The organism is Pseudomonas sp. 10-1B, from assembly GCF_000935045.1.
In the GTDB taxonomy this organism is placed as follows: Bacteria; Pseudomonadota; Gammaproteobacteria; order Pseudomonadales; family Pseudomonadaceae; genus Aquipseudomonas.
In genome coordinates this window covers 1-16,961 of the sequence record NZ_JYKS01000009.1, presented here as the reverse complement: position 1 = coordinate 16,961, position 16,961 = coordinate 1, and the positions used below count along the sequence as shown (strand labels likewise).

Below are 16,961 nucleotides of genomic sequence, written 5' to 3'. Positions count from 1 at the left end.
ATTCGCTGGGCTGTCCATCTGGACATTCTGGCAACAGAATTTCTTGACGACCATAGAGCATTGGAACCACCTGATCCCATCCCGAACTCAGCAGTGAAACGATGCATCGCCGATGGTAGTGTGGGGTTTCCCCATGTGAGAGTAGGTCATCGTCAAGATTCATTTCGCAAAACCCCTATCTGCGCATGCAGGTAGGGGTTTTGTCTTTAAGTAGGAACTACAGAGATTCGCAGGTACGTCCGAGGGACGGGCCAGCACACAGAATTTCTTGACGACCATAGAGCATTGGAACCACCTGATCCCATCCCGAACTCAGCAGTGAAACGATGCATCGCCGATGGTAGTGTGGGGTTTCCCCATGTGAGAGTAGGTCATCGTCAAGATTCAAACCCAAAGCCCCTGTCTGCGATGCAGACAGGGGCTTTGTCTTTTCCGGGCCTAAAGCTCCCAGCGTACAAAACCGCGGCGCCTGGATTGCGGCCGCTGCGCGCCCGATCGCGACACAAGGCCGCTCCTACAAAACCGTGTATTCGCGGCCGTCGTCAGGTCAGAACTGATAGCTGACCGTTGCGCTGACGTTGCGCTCTTCACCCATGTAGCAGTAGTTCAGGCTGGCACACGAGGTGATGTAGCTTTCATTGGTAAGATTATTGGCGTTCAGGCGCACATCCACGCCCGTGAGGCCGACCTTGCCCAGGTCATAGCCGATCGAGGCGTCGAGCAGGGTGTAGGAGGGCACCTTCATGCTGTTTTCCGCATCCACCCAGCTGTATCCCACATACCGCACCCCACCGCCCAGCCGCAGGCCATCCAGGGCCCCCTGGCGGAAGTTGTAATCAGCCCACAGCGAGAACATCTGCTTCGGCGCCTGGGTTGGCGAATTGCCCTTGTTGTCCAGGTTGCCCGACACCAGGCTCGGCATCGACTTGGAATACTCAATATCGGTAAAGGTATAGCCACCCAGCAGCTTGAGGCTGTCGGTCAGCTGCACATGGGCCTCAAGCTCCAGCCCTTGCGAGCGAACTTGGCCTACAGGGCGATAGAAGTCTTCATCAGGCTGTTTCGAGGCCAGGTTCTCCTGCTCGATGCGGAACACCGATGCGGTGAACAGGTTGTCGCTGCCCGGTGGCTGATACTTGATGCCGGCTTCCCATTGCGTGCCCTCGGTCGGTGCCAGCGGGCGGCCTTCCTGGTCGGAGACGGTATTGGGGTTGAACGACTCCGAGTAGCTGACATACGGCGCAATGCCGTTCTCGAACAGGTAGAGCACCCCAGCCCGGGTAGTGAACTTGGAGCGTTGATCGCTGACCTTGGTGTTGCTGTCGCGATTCTCCTCGGACACCTTCACCCAGTCTTGGCGCAGCCCCAAAGAGAAGCGCCACTGGTCCAGCTCCACCAGGTCCTGCAGGTACACACCTGTTTGCTGCAAGCGCCGCTGGTAGCGGTTTTCGCCCAGCACCTGAAGGTTGCCATTGCCGTACTGCGGGTTGCCGGCATCCAGAGGGTCGACCGTACCATAACGCCACGTCACGTCGGCCTTGCGCCGTTGGTAGTCGGCGCCCAGCAACAGGGTGTGCTTGGCGGCTCCAGTGAAGAATTCTGCCTGCAGCATGTTGTCGATGATGTACGAATGCAGGCGCTCATCGCCACCGGTATAGGCGCGGTTGAGGATATTGCTGTCGGCATCTGCCCAACCGGCCGAGTACACCTGGTCCATCGACACGTCGGAATCCTGGTAGCGGAAGTTCTGCCGCGCGGTGAAGACATCGTTGAAGCGATGCTCGAACTGGTAGCTGAAGGACTGTTGGGTGCGCTCGTAATTGTCGATACCCGGCTCGCCCTCGAAGAAGTGGTCTGACAGGCGCAAGCCGTTGCGCTTGTGCAGCATGCCGTCTGCCGGGTTGCCGCCGTGGTAGCCGCCGTTGGGATCGTGCTGCAGATAGGCCTGCAAGGTGAGCGAGGTGTCTTCGGTGAAGTCGATGCTGACGGCCGGCGCGATGGCGTAGCGTTCTTCCTTGTTGTGGTCGAACTGCGTGTCGGAAGCATCCGCCAGGCCTGTCAGGCGATAAGCGATGCGCTTATCGTCATCCACAGGGCCGCTGAAGTCGAAACCCATGCCACGCTGGCCCTGGGTGCCGACCGTGGCCTGGACCTGATGGTAGGGGGTAAACAGCGGCTTCTTGGTGGTCAGTGCCACCAGCCCTCCCGGCGAGCTTCGGCCGTACAGTACCGAAGACGGCCCTTTCAGAATGTCGATGCGTTCGAGGAAGTACGGGTCCACCTGCATGGTGCTGTAGGTGCCGTTGTCCCCCATCGACTTGAGCCCGTCGACGTAGATATTGTCCACCGAACCGTCGTTGAAACCGCGCATGGCCACATAGTCATAGCGATGGGTCGCACCGTATGGGTTGGTCAGTACCCCAGGCGTGTAACGCATGGCCTGGGCAACGGTCTGCGAGCCTTGGTCGTCAATCTGCTGGCGGGTAACCACCGAAACGGATTGGGACGTTTCCACCAACGGCATGCTGGTCTTGGTTGCTACCTGGCTGTGCGTGGCGTTGTAACCTTCGGTGCTGCCTAGTGCATTGCCGAGGGTAAAGCTTCGGATATCGGTGTCTGGCAATGACAGAGCTGCGTCCTGCGGTTGTGCCTGCAGCACGTAGCTGCGTCCGCCCTGGCTGACGGCTTCCAGGCCGCTGCCATTGAGCAGCTGGCGTAGGGCCTGATCGGTGGCGTACTGCCCCTGCAGGCCGTTGGACTGCAGGCCATCGGTGAGCTGAGGCGTGCTTGACAGGGTGATGCCCGCTTGACGAGCGAACTGGTTAAGCACGTCATCCAGCTGTCCGGCCGGGATCGCATAGTGATGGCTCACCTGCGCTGTTTCAGCCGCCACGGAGAGTTGCGGGGCTGCTGTCAGGCCCAAGGCGGTGCCAAACAGGGCAGCGCGGACGGCCTTGCGCAATAGTGCGGATTGCAAGACAGGTCGAAAATCATTCGTGTTGTACGTGTGCGTTTGCACCGGGGTGATAGGCATGAGTGGTCCGTTGAGGTGTTGAGGGCAGAAGGTGTCGCTTACTGTCCTAGCCGGACCGGCGTTGAAAACCCGCCAAAAACCAGAAAAGCCTGATCAGGCCAGGCCCTCCACCCGCACCCACCAGCGTGTACGTTGGCGAACCCGCACAGGTAGCGTGCGTGGGAGCAACTGCAGCAGTTGCTCGGGGTCTTCCAGGCGGAACACACCCGACAGGCGCAAATCGGCGATCTCGTCGCTGCAGGCCAGGTAGCCATGGCGATAACGGCTGACCTGTGCGAGGAAGTCGAACAGGCGCATGTCCCGGGTGACGATCAGCCCTTCGCTCCAGGCCATCGCGTCCATGTCCACGCTTTCCAGCCGGTGCGCACCTTGAGCATCCAGGCGCCAGTTCTGGCCGCTTTCGATCCACTGCAGTTGGCCATTGCCGGGCCGGTGTATCGCCACTTTGCCGTGACTGACGCTGACCCGAGTACAGTCGCTGTCCTGACGTGCCACAAAGCGCCCTTCGAACCCTTCCAGCAACGCGTCGCGAGTTTGTACCAGCAAGGGACGCTGCGAATTGCAGGTAATCATCAGTTCCCCCTGCTTTAAGCGGATCAGGTGCTGCTGGTCATTGAAAACCACGTCCACGGCACTGCGGGTATTGAGTTGCATCAGCGAGCCATCGGCAAGCGGGAAGCTGCGTCGTTCACCCGTACCGGTGGCATAGTCTGCTGCCCAGGCGCTGAACGCATCGAGGTCTTTGCCCAGCCATGCAGCCGACCCCGCCATGGCAACGCCGCCAAGCAGCTTCAGCGCCTGCCGGCGGTGCAGGCGCCGTTGGCTGGTTTCCAGAGTCTGCAAGGCGACCCCGGCGCCGGGGATGGCACGCAGGTCGAGCTCCTGGTGCAAGTGCAGCACTCGTTGCCAGGCCTGTTCGTGTTCGTGGCGGGCACTGCGCCATTGCGCGCACTGTTGCTGCAGGGCAGGGTCATGGCCGCTCTCGCGCAGCCTCAGCATCCACTGGATGGCCTGTTTGACCGCTGTTGCCCCAGGGTGTGCGGCGGTCATCGCTTCAGCACTCGTCTTCATAGCGCAGGACGTAGCAATGGTAGAGCGCATCGGCGATGTAACGCTCCACGGTACGCACGGATATCCCCATCTGCTCGGCGATGGCCTGGTGCTTCAGCCCCTCGCATTGGGCCAGCAGGAACGCGCGACGTACTTTGGGCTTGAGACCATCGAGCATGCGCGCTATGCGCTCCAGCAACTCCAGCAGCAGCTCGCGGGTTTCGGCCGAAGGGGCTTGTGCTTCCGGCATGTGGGCCAGTGCCTCGAGGTAGGCCCTGTGCAGCTCCTCGCGGCGCCAGTGATCGATCACCAGCCCGCGCGCAACCGTGCGCAAGAAGGCCCTGGGTGTGTTCAACTGCAGCTGCTCGCGACGCTGCAGCAGGCGCACGAAGGTGTCCTGGGCCAGATCGGCGGCATCGGCGGCATTGCCCAGCTTGCTGCGCAGCCAGGCATGCAGCCAGCCGTGGTGGTCACTGTAGAGCGTTTGCACGGAGTCGTTGCTGGGCATGGAGGAGGGCGCTGGCATCAATGGACATGAATGATAATTAGTCTCATTGTTGGCGCGGCTCAATCAATTTGCAACCCATCTGACTGCGCCGTGCGTGCAGTCACCCACGCATCAGCGCCTCAGTTGCGTATCCAGGTACTTGCGGATTACCCGTGCCGCGGTATTCAGGTGCTGTTCCAGCACCGCTATCGCCTTGTCCACCAGCTTGTCGCTGGCTGCGTCCACCAGTGCGTTGTGGTCGTCCTGGGTAAGCTTGCCCAGGCCCATGGACGAAAGATGAAAACGCAGGAAGCGCTCTTCCTCGTTCAATTCGTTCTCGATCAGGCGCAGCAGCTTCTTGTTCGGCGCCTTGTTGTACAACGTCATGTGGAACAGGCGGTTCAGGCGGCCGATTTCGGCATGCCGGGTTTCGTTCTCCAGTTGCTGGATATACCCGCGAGCGCTGGCGATGTCGCTGGCATCGAGCAGCGGGATGGACTGGCGCAGCGCCTCGCTTTCGAGCAGGACGCGCAGGGCATAGGTGTCCACCGCATCCTCGCCGATCAATGGCGCAACCACCGCACCTTTGTGCATCTCCACTTTCAGCAGCGATTGCGCTTCGAGCTGGCGCAGGGCTTCACGCACGGGCATGCGGCTGACGCCGAACAAGGTGGCCAGCTCTTGTTGTCGCACAGCAGTACCTGGGGGCAAGCGGCCATCGAGAATGGCGCTGCGCAGGCGTTCTTCGATCACGCCACGGGCCTGGTGCGGCAACAGTTGCTCGCTGGCCAGCACATTGCTCAATTTGATTTTTTCGGCCACGCGACGCCTGCCTCAACGATGACTAAAGTTGGATCCAATGACACTAGTGATAGCTCATGGGGGTGTCAAACCTGTACCCGCAGTGGAACGAGCGCCCCAAAAGCGCGGCTATGGTGGATGAAGTCGCCTGCCAAAGGAAGCGGCCTATAGAGGGATATAATTAGAAAGTGTAGGTCGGCTGACCAGAGGGTGCATGATTGCAGGGTGCCATTGTCTTTTGCCGTGGCAAGCCGCACCATCGCTGCTTTCGACTGGCCTGAACAGGGCTTCGCAGTGGCGATATCCTGGATGCTCAAAACCGTTGTGCAACGTGCCGTCCTGGCCGCGCTGCTGGGCAGTTTGCTGCTGGGCGGCTTGCATGCGGATTGGGATTTTTCCCAGATCAGCCGCAAGTCACAGGCCCTGTACGGCCCGCTGGGTGCCGGGAAGGGCCGTATCGATGCCTGGCAGAACCTGATGGCCACGCAGAAGCAGGGCACGGAGCTTGAGCGGTTGCAGGCGGCCAACCGTTTCTTCAACCAGCAATTGCGCTATGTCGAAGACATCGACCTGTGGCATGAGGTCGATTACTGGGCCACGCCTGTGCAGGCTCTGATCAAGGGCGCAGGGGACTGCGAGGACTACGCCATCGCCAAGTATTTCAGCCTGCGGCGTATGGGTATCCCGAGCGAGAAACTGCGCATCACCTACGTCAAGGCATTGCGGCAGAACCGGGCGCACATGGTCCTGACCTATTATTCAAGCCCACAGGCACAACCCCTGGTGCTCGACAGCCTGATGGATGCCATCAAGCCGGCCAGCCAGCGTCCCGACCTGCTGCCGGTATACGCCTTCAATGGCGAAGGGCTGTGGCTGACGGGGGCCGCAGGCAACAAGAAGGTCGGCGATACCAAGCGGCTGTCACGCTGGCAGGATCTGCTGAAGAAAATGCAGGCCGAAGGGTTTCCGGCCGAGCCGGTTTACTGAAGGAGCACAGATGTCACTGTTCAAACAATTGCTGTTGGCCATTTGCCTGTTCCTGGTGGTCGCCTTCAGTGGCAGTTTCATGGTCAGCCTGGAAAGTTCGCGCAGCCAGTACGTCAACCAGTTGCGCTCGCACGCCCAGGATGCGGCTACCGCGCTGGCGCTGTCGCTGACGCCGAATATCGACGACCCGGCGATGGTCGAGTTGATGGTCAGTTCGATCTTCGACAGTGGTTATTACGCAAGCATCAAGGTCGTCGACCTGGGGTCCAATGCCGTACTGGTGGAGCGTCACGCCGAGCCTGATCCTGCCGGTGTCCCGCGCTGGTTCGTGCACCTGATCGGCCTCGAGGCCGCCGGTGGCGATGCCATCGTCAGCCGCGGCTGGCAGCAGGCAGCGCGCGTTGAAGTGATCAGCCACCCGATGTTCGCCATTGCCAAGCTATGGCAAAGCGCCCTTGGCAGCCTGGGCTGGTTGCTGCTGTGCGGCGCGGCCAGTGCCGTGCTCGGCGCGTTGCTGTTGCGCCGCCAGTTGCGGCCGCTGGACTACATGGTCGAGCAGTCCCACGCCATTGCCCGTCGCGAGTTCCTCAGCCTGCCTGAACTGCCGCGCACGCCAGAACTGCGCCGCGTGGTGCAGGCGATGAATCAGATGGTCGAGAAGCTCAAGGCACTGTTCACCGAGCAGGCCGAGCGCAGTGAACGGTTGCGTGCCGAGTCCTACCAGGACAGCCTGACCGGGCTGTCCAACCGCCGCTATTTCGAGATGCAGTTGAACACCCGGGTAAGCAACCTGGAGGAAGCGCGCGCCGGCTACCTGCTATTACTGCGGGTCCAGGGGCTGGCAGGGTTGAATGCCCGACTGGGTGGCCAGCGTACCGACCAGTTGTTGCAGGCCGTGGGGGAGCAACTGCGCCGCACCTGTGCCAGCTACCCGGAAACCAACGACCTGATTTCCCGTAGCCGCGGTGGCGAGTTTGCCGTGCTGGCGCCGGGCATGGTGCATGAAGAGGCGGTGCAGCTCGCCCAGGCCCTGGAAGCGACGTTGCAGAGCCTGCATGGAACCGGCGCCAGTGATATCGACCCGGTGGCCTGCATCGGCCTTGCGCCCTACAGCCCCGGTGACGCCCCCCAGGCGCTGCTCAAGCTTGCCGACGAGGCCCTGGCCCGTGCTGAGAACCAGCCGACGCCGGGCTGGGTATGCCTTGAACAAGGTGTCGCCGCAGTTGCCGCAGACAGCCAGCATGCCTGGCATGAACGGCTCGACCAGGCGTTCACCAACGGGCATTTCGAACTGTTCTTCCAGCCGGTAGTGGATTGCGGCACTGGGCAACGGGTGCTGCACCACAAGGTGATTTCGCGCTTGAAGGATAGCCAGGGCGAGGCACTGCCGGCGGGGCGCTTCCTGCCTTGGTTGGAGCGCTTCGGCTGGATGTCGCGGTTGGACATGTTGGTGCTGGAGAAAGTACTGGCGCACCTGCGTGGGCATGACCAGGTGCTGGCGCTGAACCTGTCTGCTGCCACCCTGGCCGACCCCAAGGCCCTGCAGCGTGTCTACGAACTGCTGGGCCAGCATACGGCGCTGGGGCCACGCCTGATCTTCGAGATCGGCGAAGAGCAGTTGCCCGAGCAATCCGCCCTCGAGCAACTGACCCGGCGCCTGCACGCGCTCGGCTTCGGCCTGGCGCTGCAACGCTTTGGCGGGCGCTTCAGCATGATCGGCAACCTCGCGCACCTGGGCCTGGCGTACCTGAAGATCGACGGCAGTTATATCCGCAACATCGACCATGAACAACACAAGCGGCTGTTCATCGAAGCGATCCAGCGCGCGGCACACAGCATCGACCTGCCGTTGATTGCCGAGCGGGTCGAAACGAAAGGGGAGCGGTTGGTGTTGCAGGAGATGGGCGTGAGCGGGATTCAGGGGCAACTGGTGGGCGAGCCTACGCCTTGGGGGTGAGGCACACGGTCCCTTGTGGGAGCGGCCTTGTGTCGCGAAAGGGCCGCAGAGCGGCCCCAGAATTTCCGCTTCACTGCATCAATTTCTGGGGCTGCTGCGCAGCCCTATCGCCGGCAAGCCAGCTCCCACAGGTACAGCGCAAAACTCAAGGCATGCGCTGTACCTGTGGGAGCTGGCTTGCCGGCGATAAGGCCAGAGGGGCCACTGAATACAGTGGCCAGGATCATCAACGCTCGCGCAGCGCCTCCGAACGCGCCTTCATGATCGGCTTGAGCAGGTAGCTCATGATGGTCTTCTTGCCGGTCATGATATCCACCGTCGCCACCATCCCCGGAATGATCAGCAGCGGTTTCTCGTCAGTCCCCAGGTGGCTGCGATCGGTGCGCAGCTTGATCAGGTAGTAGGTGGTCTTCTTGTCTTCATCGGTGATGGTGTCGGCGCCGATCTGCTCCAGCTTGGCCTTGAGCCCACCGTAGATGGTGTAGTCATAGGCCGTGAACTTGACTGTCGCTTCCTGGCCCGGATGCAGGAAGGCGATGTCCTTGGGCAGGATCTTCGCTTCGACAACCAGAGAGTCGTCCAGCGGCACGATTTCGATGATATCGCTGCCAGGCTGGATCACCCCGCCAATGGTGTTCACCAGCAGTTGCTTGACGATACCGCGCACTGGCGAAGTGACCATGGTGCGGTGCACCCGATCGTCCAGCGCCTTGCTGGTGGCGGTGGCCTTGTTCAGCTCGGTGCGCGCCTCGTTCAGCTGGGTCAGCGCTTCGCTGCGGAATTTGCCGCGGGTCTCTTCGATCTTGCTCTGCACTTCGCGGATGGCCGCCTCGGCTCGTGGTATGGCCAGTGCAGTGGAATCCAGCTGGCCGCGGTTCTCCACTTCGGCACGGCGCAGGCGCAGCACCTCGACCTGGGAGATCGCACCGGTGGCCACCAGTGGCTCAGACATGCTGATCTCTTTGCGCAGCAGTCCCAGGCTGTTGGCGTACTGGGCGCGTTTGGAGCTGTATTCGCGCAGTTCCTGCTGGCGCTGGACCAGCTGCTGCTGCAGGCCGCCAATCTCGTCCTGCAATTGCTGGCGCCGGCTCTGGTACAGCGACTCTTCGCTGGCTGCCTGGTTTGGCGCGGCTTTGCGTAGCGCCTCATCGATTTTCAGCGGGCTGTCCCCGACCTCGGCACTCAGGCGCTCGACCCGCAAGGCCATGGCCAGGCGGTCGGCCTCGGTTTCGCCTACGTTGGAGGCGAAGCGGGTTTCATCCAGGCGCAACAATGGCTGGCCCACTTCGACGATCTCCCCTTCCTTGGCGAAGATCTCGGCAACGATCCCGCCCTCCAGGTTCTGGATCTTCTGCACCTTGGAGGATGGAATGGCCTTGCCTTCGCCCCGTGTGACTTCGTCGATGGGAGCGACGCTGGCCCACACGATCAGGAACACGAAGAACAGGATCACGCCCCAGATGGTCAGCCGCACAACCCGCGGCGCGTCTTCGATCAGGGCCTTGCTGACCTCGGGCAGCGGCTGGCCGCCCAGCGAGTCGGAGCCTTTGAAATAGCGGCGCAGGCCATTCTTGAATTGCCCCACTTCCAGCTTATGCGACACTGATCTGCCCCTTCTTCAGCGCATCCATGACCGCGGCTTTCGGGCCGTCGGCGACAATCTGCCCGCGATCGATGACGATCAGCCGGTCCACCAGCGACAGCAGCGAGGCACGGTGCGTGACCAGCAGTACCGTCTTGTTTTCCACCACCGCTTGCAGGCGCTGCTTGAGGCGTTCTTCACCGGTGTTGTCCATGGCGCTGGTCGGCTCATCCAGCAGCAGAATCTGCGGGTTGAGCAGCAGTGCACGGCCCAGGGCAACGTTCTGCCGCTGGCCGCCGGACAGGTTCTGCCCGCGTTCACCCACTTGCAGCTCGTAGCCGTCCGGGTGTAGCCGGGCGAACTCATGCACGCCGGCCAGCTCGGCCGCCTGCAGGATCATCTCATCCTCGATGTAGCGGGCACCGCTGACCAGGTTGTCGCGCAGGGTGCCGGCCAACAGTTGGATGTCCTGGGGGACGTAGCCGATGTTGTGGCGCAGTTCGCTGACGTCGATCTGGCGAATGTCCACGCCATCGACCAGCAGCGAGCCACCATCGGCCTCGTACAGGCCGACGATGAGCTTGGCCAGCGAGCTCTTGCCCGAACCGCTGCGGCCGATGATGCCCACCTTTTCACCGGGGCGGATGGTCAGGTTGATGTTCTTGAGGGCCAGGTTCTGCTGGTTCGGATAGGTGAAGTCGACCCCGCGGAACTCGACACTGCCCTGCAGCACCTTGCGGCTCAGTGGCCGCTCCTCGAAGTTGCGCTCTTGCGGTAATTCCATCATGTGGTCGGTGGAGACCATGGTCACCTTGGCCTGCTGGTAGCGGGCGAGCAGGCCGTTGAGCTGGCCTAGTGGGCCGAGGGCCCGGCCACTGAGCATGTAGCAGGCCACCAGGCCCCCCATGCTCAGGTTGCCGTCGATGATCAGGTACACGCCGGTGCAGATCATCGCCACGCCCGCCAGTTGCTGGATCAGCAGGGTGATGTTCATCGCCAGGCTCGACAGCACCTTCACGCGCAGTTCCAGGCGGCTGAGGGTGCCGAGGGTCTGCTCCCACATGTACTGGCGTTCGCTTTCGGCATTGTTGACCTTCACCGCATCCAGGCCGGCCAAGGTCTCGATCAAGCTGGATTGGCGCTCCGAGGCCAGGGCCATGGTCCGCTCCATGGTCGCCATCAGCGGCCGTTGCAGGGCGTAGCCGATGCCCAGGGCCAACGGGAAGGCGATGATCGGGATCCATACCAGGTGCCCGCCAATGATGGCGATGACGATCAGGATCAGGATGGTGAACGGCAGGTCGATCAGGCTGGTCAGGGTCAGCGAGGCGAGGAAGTCGCGCAGGCCCTGGAACTCGTGAATGTTCTGGGCAAAACTGCCGACCCGTGCCGGGCGGTACTTCATCGACATGCCGACGATGCGTTCGAAAAGGGTCGCCGAAATGATCAGGTCGGTCTTCTTGCCGGCCAGGTCCAGGCACAAGCCACGCAAGCCCTTGAGGATCAGGTCGAAGATGTAGGCGCCGGCGATGCCGACGGCCAGCACCCAAAGCGTCGCAGTGGCCTGGTTGGGCACCACGCGGTCATACACGTTCATCACGAACAGCGGCGCGGCCAGGGCGATCAGGTTGATCACCAGGCTGGCGGCGATGGCATCGATGTACAGCCACTTGCTGCGCAGCAGGGTATCGCGGAACCACGACTTGGCCCGCGGGATGAGGTTACCGTGGTTGACGTCGAACTTGTGCTGCGGCTGGGCGAAGAACACCCGGCCACTGTAGTCGCTTTGCAAGGCTTCGCGGCTGACATGCACCTCGCCGCCGTCGCTCTCGCTGAGCAGCAGGCGCGCGGTGTCTTCGTTCTCCCAGCCCAGCAGGACGGCGCTGCGGCCTTCCTTGAGCAGCAGCATGGCCGGCATAGCGATGCCCGGGATTTGCTCCAGCTTGCGCTGCAGCAGGCGCCCCTGCAGGCCAGCCCGGGCGGCGGCGCGGGGCAGCAGCTCGGGGCTCAGGCGCTGGGCGGGCAGCGGCAGGCCGGTGGTCAGCATGACCCGGCTGGCGGGTTTCTGATGCAGGACACACAGGCTCAACAGACTATCCAGCAGGGGATCGTCATGCTGACTGCGTGGATCGTGACTGAGTTGAACTCGACTGACTTCGGATTCCACGCGGCGCTCTCTTGATCCTTGTGGTGGATAGGGTGGGTGTGCCGTCATTCAGAACGGGCCGGCTCACCTTGGCGTTCAATGGTGCTGTCAAACCGTGGCGATGAGTAAACAATTCTACGTGCTTCATTTTTACCAAGCGTAGCTGGGCAGTGAATGTTTCATTGTTGATCCAGCCAGGATCAGCTTGAAGCTAGTTGGCATCATAGCCTGCCATTCAACTGGCGCCAGAGGTGCGCTTGGTTTCGACATATACCGCCGTCAGGAAACAGGCGCTGACTTGTTGGCGCTTATCTAGAACTAATTAGTCAAAAATCATCTATAAGAAAGCAGGTCGCTGACAGGTCTGGATTCAATAATCTGCAATGCTTTGCCATTATCGGGTTGGCAGTATTCGCGCAGTCGTTCGCTATCTCTTTGATCTGCGGCAAGTCGCTGGTCTTGGTTCCGTAAAGCAGAGAGGGGCCTTGCGACCTGCGTTGTCGTACGGGCCCGATTCTGCCTGGTTCCACGGCCACTACATGCCTGTCTTCAGGCAAGGTTCGTGCTTGTAGACAAGCAGCCACCTGGACGAGCGGGAGAGCTCTGAAATATTGACGCCTGAACCTTGGCAATTGCCGATGGCCGGTTTCCCGGCAGCATTACGTGCAGCTGCTGGGGTATGGAAAAGGTACCCAAACCGGCCGATGAATGCGCTTGTAATTGATGTACGGCATTTGTCCTTGAGAAACGGTTGGCTAAGGTTCAAATATCAATGTGACATTACATTGCTGATTGTTTAGGATGACATGTATAAGGTCAATAGTTTGGCAGTTAAGTAATTTTAATTAGTCGCAGACGGAATATTGACGTCAGAAGTCGTCAAGAGATCATCGACATAGTTCCTCCTGAAGTGGCCTACAAGTGCCGCTCTGGCAGGGAAGTACCCCATCGGGTCGCACGGAGAGTCCAATGAGCAGCGTTGTAGCCATCGTCAAAAGTATTGTCGGCCAGGTTATCGCGGTATCCCCAGAGGGCATCCGGCGTGTACTCATCGAAGGGGATCGTCTATTGGCCGGTGAGGAAGTGCTCACTGGCCCGGGCGGTGCGGTTACTTTGGAGCTGGCCGACGGCCGTCTGCTCGACCTGGGTCGTGACAGCCAGTGGAGCGCCGATGCACCTGACAGCAGCACCGACCTGAGCCAGGCGACCGCCCAGGCCGCACCGTCGGTGGAAGAGCTGCAACAGGCGATCGCTGCAGGTGTCGACCCGACCACCGAACTGGAAGCTACCGCAGCCGGCCCGTCGGCAACAGGCGGCGGTGCGCTGGGCGGTGGGCACAGTTTCGTTATGCTCGAAGAAACGGCAGGCAGGGTTGACCCTACCGTCGGCTTCCCGACTGACGGGCCGGGCTTTGCTGCAGTACTCGGTAGCGAAGAGGTTGGTGTGCTAGACACCACCAGTAACAACCGGGTGACTACGCCGACGATCGATACCAACGTCGCTACCGACCTGATTCTTGGCGCCACTCCTTCCATCAGCGAAGCGGGTGGCGTGATCGTTTATACCGCCACGGTGGGCCAGGCGCCGACTACCAATCTGGTCGTCACCCTGTCCAACGGTGCTGTAATCATCATTCCTGCCGGGCAGACCAGCGGTAGCGTCAACGTCGTTATCCCTGCGAACGACACGCCGTATATCGATGGCGGTCAGATCTCGGCGACCGTAACGGGTACCACCGGTGGCAACGGGCTGACGGTGACATTGCCGCAAACACCAGCGGTTACCCAGGTCATTGATACCATCGACACCACCACCGCTACGCTGACTGCTTCGCCAAGCGTGACCGAAGGCGGCGTGATCACCTACACCGTGACCCTGAGCAACCCGGCCCAGACGCCGGTGACCGTGACCCTGTCCAACGGCCAGACCATCACCATTGAAGCGGGCAAGAGCCAAGGCAGCGTCGACTTCCAGACCCCGGCCAACGACGTCTACAACAACGGTTCGACCGTCAGCGTCACCATCGAGAGCGCCACGGGCGGTAACTTCGAACAGCTGACCCCCAACCCGACGCCGGCTCAGACCACGATCAACGATTCGATCGACATCACCACCGCGACCCTGACGGCGAACCCGTCGGTGACCGAAGGCGGCGTGATCACCTACACCGTGACCCTGAGCAATCCAGCTCAAACCCCGGTGACCGTGACCCTGTCCAACGGCCAGACCATCACCGTTGAAGCGGGCAAGACCCAAGGCAGCGTCGACTTCCAGACCCCGGCCAACGACGTCTACAACAACGGTTCGACCGTCAGCGTCACCATCCAGAGCGCCACAGGCGGTAACTTCGAACAGCTGACCCCCAACCCGACGCCGGCGGCGACTGTCATCAACGACAGCATCGATACCGTCACCGTAAGCATCGTCAGCAATGGCAATGTGACTGAAGACCAGCAGCCTTCCTTTACTGTGAAGGTAAGCCAGGCGCTGGACCGTCCGTTGACCGTAACGCTGTCGAACGGCGACACAGTGACCATCCAGGCTGGCAAAACTGAAGTCGAATACAAGACCCCAGCCCAAGGCGATGACGTCATCAAGGATGCCGGCTCCGTCACCTTGAGCGTTACCGACGCCACCGTTTCGGGTGCCACCTTCGAGAAGCTGACCTTCGGCGGCCCGGCTACCGTTCAAATATCGGACACCATAAGCGAAGTCGTCGCTACCTTGACCGTCGACAAGGCTAGTGTGGTTGAAGGTGGTCAGGTGACCTACACCGTCACGCTGACCAATGCACAGGGCTTGTCCGTCACCCAGCACGGCGCGCTGACCTTCACCCTCACCGATGGTACGAAAGTCACCATCCCGGCCAACAGCGCTTCGGGCAGCGCGACCATCACGGTCAACGATGATGTTTATGTCGGTGGTCAGGCTGCCATTGCCAACAAACTCGAGTCGGTATCGGGCGCAGACAGCTTCGAGAAGTTGACGCTCAGTGGCGATACCGTCACCACCTCGGTAACTGATGAGCCAGGCTCGGGCACTCCGGGCAGCGGTAACCAGGGTGACCTGGTACAGGTCACCATCACGGCAGATCAGGCCTCGGTGGCCGAGAATGTCAAACCGAGTTTCACCGTGCACGTCAACACTGCACTGGATCATGACCTGGTCGTGACCCTGAGCAACGATGCTCAGGTCATCATCAAGGCAGGCCAGACCAGCGCTCCGTACATCCATGACGCACAGGGCGACGATGTTTATCAGGATGCTGGTGAAATCAGCCTGGGTATCAAGTCGGCAGTGGATATCGATGGTCGAGCCTTCGAGAACCTGCAACTGGGCGGCGATGCCTCGGTCAAGGTGACCGATACCATCGACGAAGTCGTGGCCAAGCTGACGGCGACTGCCTCGGTCACCGAAGGCGGCGAGATCACCTACACCGTGACGCTGACCAACAAAGATGGTCTGCCGATCAATAACCACTCGGACCTGTACTTCACCCTGAGTGACGGCAAGACTGTGGTCTTGGTGCCAGCTAACAGCACTACCGGCTCGGAAACTGTAACTGCGCCAGACAACGTCTATGTGGGCGCGAACGACCCGGTGGTCAACGCCATCGAGGCAGTCAGCGGCGCGGACGCGTGGAAGTTCGAGCAACTGACCCTGGACAAGACCCCGGTCAGCACCGAGGTTACCGATGAGCCGGGTACACCAGGCAACCCAGGCGGCAACAACGAAGGCGATATCGTCAAGGTCACCATCACCGCTGACCAGGACTCGGTGGCCGAGAACGTCAAACCGACCTTCACCGTGCACATCAACACGGTACTGGCGCATGACCTGACTGTAACCCTGAGCAACAACGCAGTCGTGACCATCAAGGCGGGCCAGACTTCGAGCGAACCGTACACCCACGAGGCTCAAGGCGACGACGTTTACCAGGATGCTGGCCAAATCGTCCTGGGTATTCAATCGGCCGTTGATGCCACTGGCGCGACCTTCGAGAACCTGCAGCTGGGTCACCCGGCCTCGGTGAAAGTCACCGATACCATCGACGAAGTCGTGGCCAAGCTGACGGCGACTGCCTCGGTCACCGAAGGCGGCGAGATCACCTACACCGTGACGCTGACCAACAAAGATGGTCTGCCGATCAATAACCACTCGGACCTGTACTTCACCCTGAGTGACGGCAAGACCGTGGTCTTGGTGCCAGCGAACAGCACTACCGGCTCGGAAACTGTAACTGCGCCAGACAACGTCTATGTGGGCGCCAACGACCCGGTGGTCAATGCCATCGTTGCAGTCAGCGGTGCGGATGCGTGGAAGTTCGAGCAACTGACCCTGGACAAGACCCCGGTCAGCACCGAGGTTACCGATGAGCCGGGTACACCAGGCAACCCAGGCGGCAACAACGAAGGCGATATCGTCAAGGTCACCATCACCGCTGATCAGGACTCGGTTGCCGAGAACGTCAAGCCGACCTTCACCGTGCACATCAACACGGTGCTGGCGCATGACCTGACCGTGACCCTGAGCAACAACGCGGTCGTGACCATCAAGGCGGGCCAGACTTCGAGCGAACCATACACCCACGAAGCTCAAGGCGACGACGTTTACCAGGATGCAGGCCAAATCGTCCTGGGTATCCAGTCGGCGGTTGACGTAACGGGTGCTGGTTTCGAGAACCTGCAGTTGGGCGATCCGGCTTCGGTGAAAGTCACCGATACCATCAACGAAGTGGTGGCCAAACTGACCGCCACCGCCTCGGTCACCGAAGGCGGCGAGATCACTTACACCGTGACGCTGACCAACAAAGACGGGCTGCCGATCGATAACCACTCGACGCTGTACTTCACATTGAGCGACGGCAAGACCGTGGTCACTGTGCCGGCCAACAGCACCACCGGCTCGGTCACCGTG

At 61.1% G+C, this 16,961-nt stretch carries 9 protein-coding genes and 2 rRNA genes; 5 read left to right on the top strand and 6 right to left on the bottom strand.

What is annotated here, in order from left to right:
- Positions 1–42 precede the first annotated feature (42 nt).
- Positions 43–158, top strand: a 5S ribosomal RNA gene (rrf, locus tag TZ03_RS07555).
- A gap of 109 nt (positions 159–267) precedes the next feature.
- A 5S ribosomal RNA gene (gene rrf, locus TZ03_RS07550) occupies positions 268–383 on the top strand.
- 164 nt (positions 384–547) lie between these two features.
- On the opposite strand, the gene TZ03_RS07545 is transcribed toward rrf (TZ03_RS07550), so the two are convergent.
- From TZ03_RS07545 to TZ03_RS07530, 4 genes are all read right to left on the bottom strand, one after another.
- Positions 548–2,962 carry a TonB-dependent siderophore receptor gene (locus TZ03_RS07545; RefSeq protein WP_051096721.1) on the bottom strand — a complete coding sequence of 805 codons (2,415 nt, stop codon included), beginning with the start codon at positions 2,960–2,962 and terminating at the stop codon, positions 548–550.
- A gap of 165 nt (positions 2,963–3,127) precedes the next feature.
- Positions 3,128–4,084: a FecR domain-containing protein gene (locus TZ03_RS07540; RefSeq protein ID WP_051096720.1), complete on the bottom strand. Its 957-nt coding sequence runs from the start codon at positions 4,082–4,084 to the stop codon at positions 3,128–3,130.
- A gap of 4 nt (positions 4,085–4,088) precedes the next feature.
- Positions 4,089–4,592, bottom strand: a complete 504-nt coding sequence (locus TZ03_RS07535; protein WP_051096719.1) for a sigma-70 family RNA polymerase sigma factor — start codon at positions 4,590–4,592, stop codon at positions 4,089–4,091.
- 111 nt (positions 4,593–4,703) lie between these two features.
- Positions 4,704–5,393, bottom strand: coding sequence for a GntR family transcriptional regulator (locus TZ03_RS07530; protein WP_051096718.1), 690 nt, complete (start codon positions 5,391–5,393; stop codon positions 4,704–4,706).
- 204 nt (positions 5,394–5,597) lie between these two features.
- Between TZ03_RS07530 and lapG the strand changes: the two genes are divergently transcribed.
- Positions 5,598–6,359 (top strand): cysteine protease LapG, encoded by a 762-nt coding sequence (gene lapG, locus TZ03_RS07525; RefSeq protein ID WP_177328443.1) that lies wholly within the window; start codon positions 5,598–5,600, stop codon positions 6,357–6,359.
- Positions 6,360–6,369: 10 nt separating this feature from the next.
- Positions 6,370–8,316, top strand: a complete 1,947-nt coding sequence (gene lapD, locus TZ03_RS07520; RefSeq protein ID WP_051096717.1) for a cyclic di-GMP receptor LapD — start codon at positions 6,370–6,372, stop codon at positions 8,314–8,316.
- 226 nt (positions 8,317–8,542) lie between these two features.
- On the opposite strand, the gene TZ03_RS07515 is transcribed toward lapD, so the two are convergent.
- Positions 8,543–9,919: an HlyD family type I secretion periplasmic adaptor subunit gene (locus tag TZ03_RS07515; RefSeq protein WP_051096716.1), complete on the bottom strand. Its 1,377-nt coding sequence runs from the start codon at positions 9,917–9,919 to the stop codon at positions 8,543–8,545.
- On the bottom strand, positions 9,909–12,065 hold the full coding sequence (locus TZ03_RS07510) for a type I secretion system permease/ATPase (RefSeq protein ID WP_024087966.1): 2,157 nt from the start codon (positions 12,063–12,065) through the stop codon (positions 9,909–9,911). Before TZ03_RS07510 ends, TZ03_RS07515 begins: the two co-directional genes overlap by 11 nt.
- Positions 12,066–13,013: 948 nt before the next feature.
- Between TZ03_RS07510 and TZ03_RS07505 the strand changes: the two genes are divergently transcribed.
- Positions 13,014–16,961, top strand: a 3,948-nt coding sequence (locus TZ03_RS07505; RefSeq protein WP_051096715.1) for a retention module-containing protein, incomplete at its 3' end; no start/stop codon positions are given.

Bases quoted from the DNA above. Each gene is read 5' to 3' on its own strand.
- TZ03_RS07535 (WP_051096719.1), bottom strand. From the start codon at position 4,592: ATGCCCAGCAACGACTCCGTGCAAACGCTCTACAGTGACCACCACGGC.
- TZ03_RS07540 (WP_051096720.1), bottom strand. From the start codon at position 4,084: ATGACCGCCGCACACCCTGGGGCAACAGCGGTCAAACAGGCCATCCAG.
- lapD (WP_051096717.1), top strand. From the start codon at position 6,370: ATGTCACTGTTCAAACAATTGCTGTTGGCCATTTGCCTGTTCCTGGTG.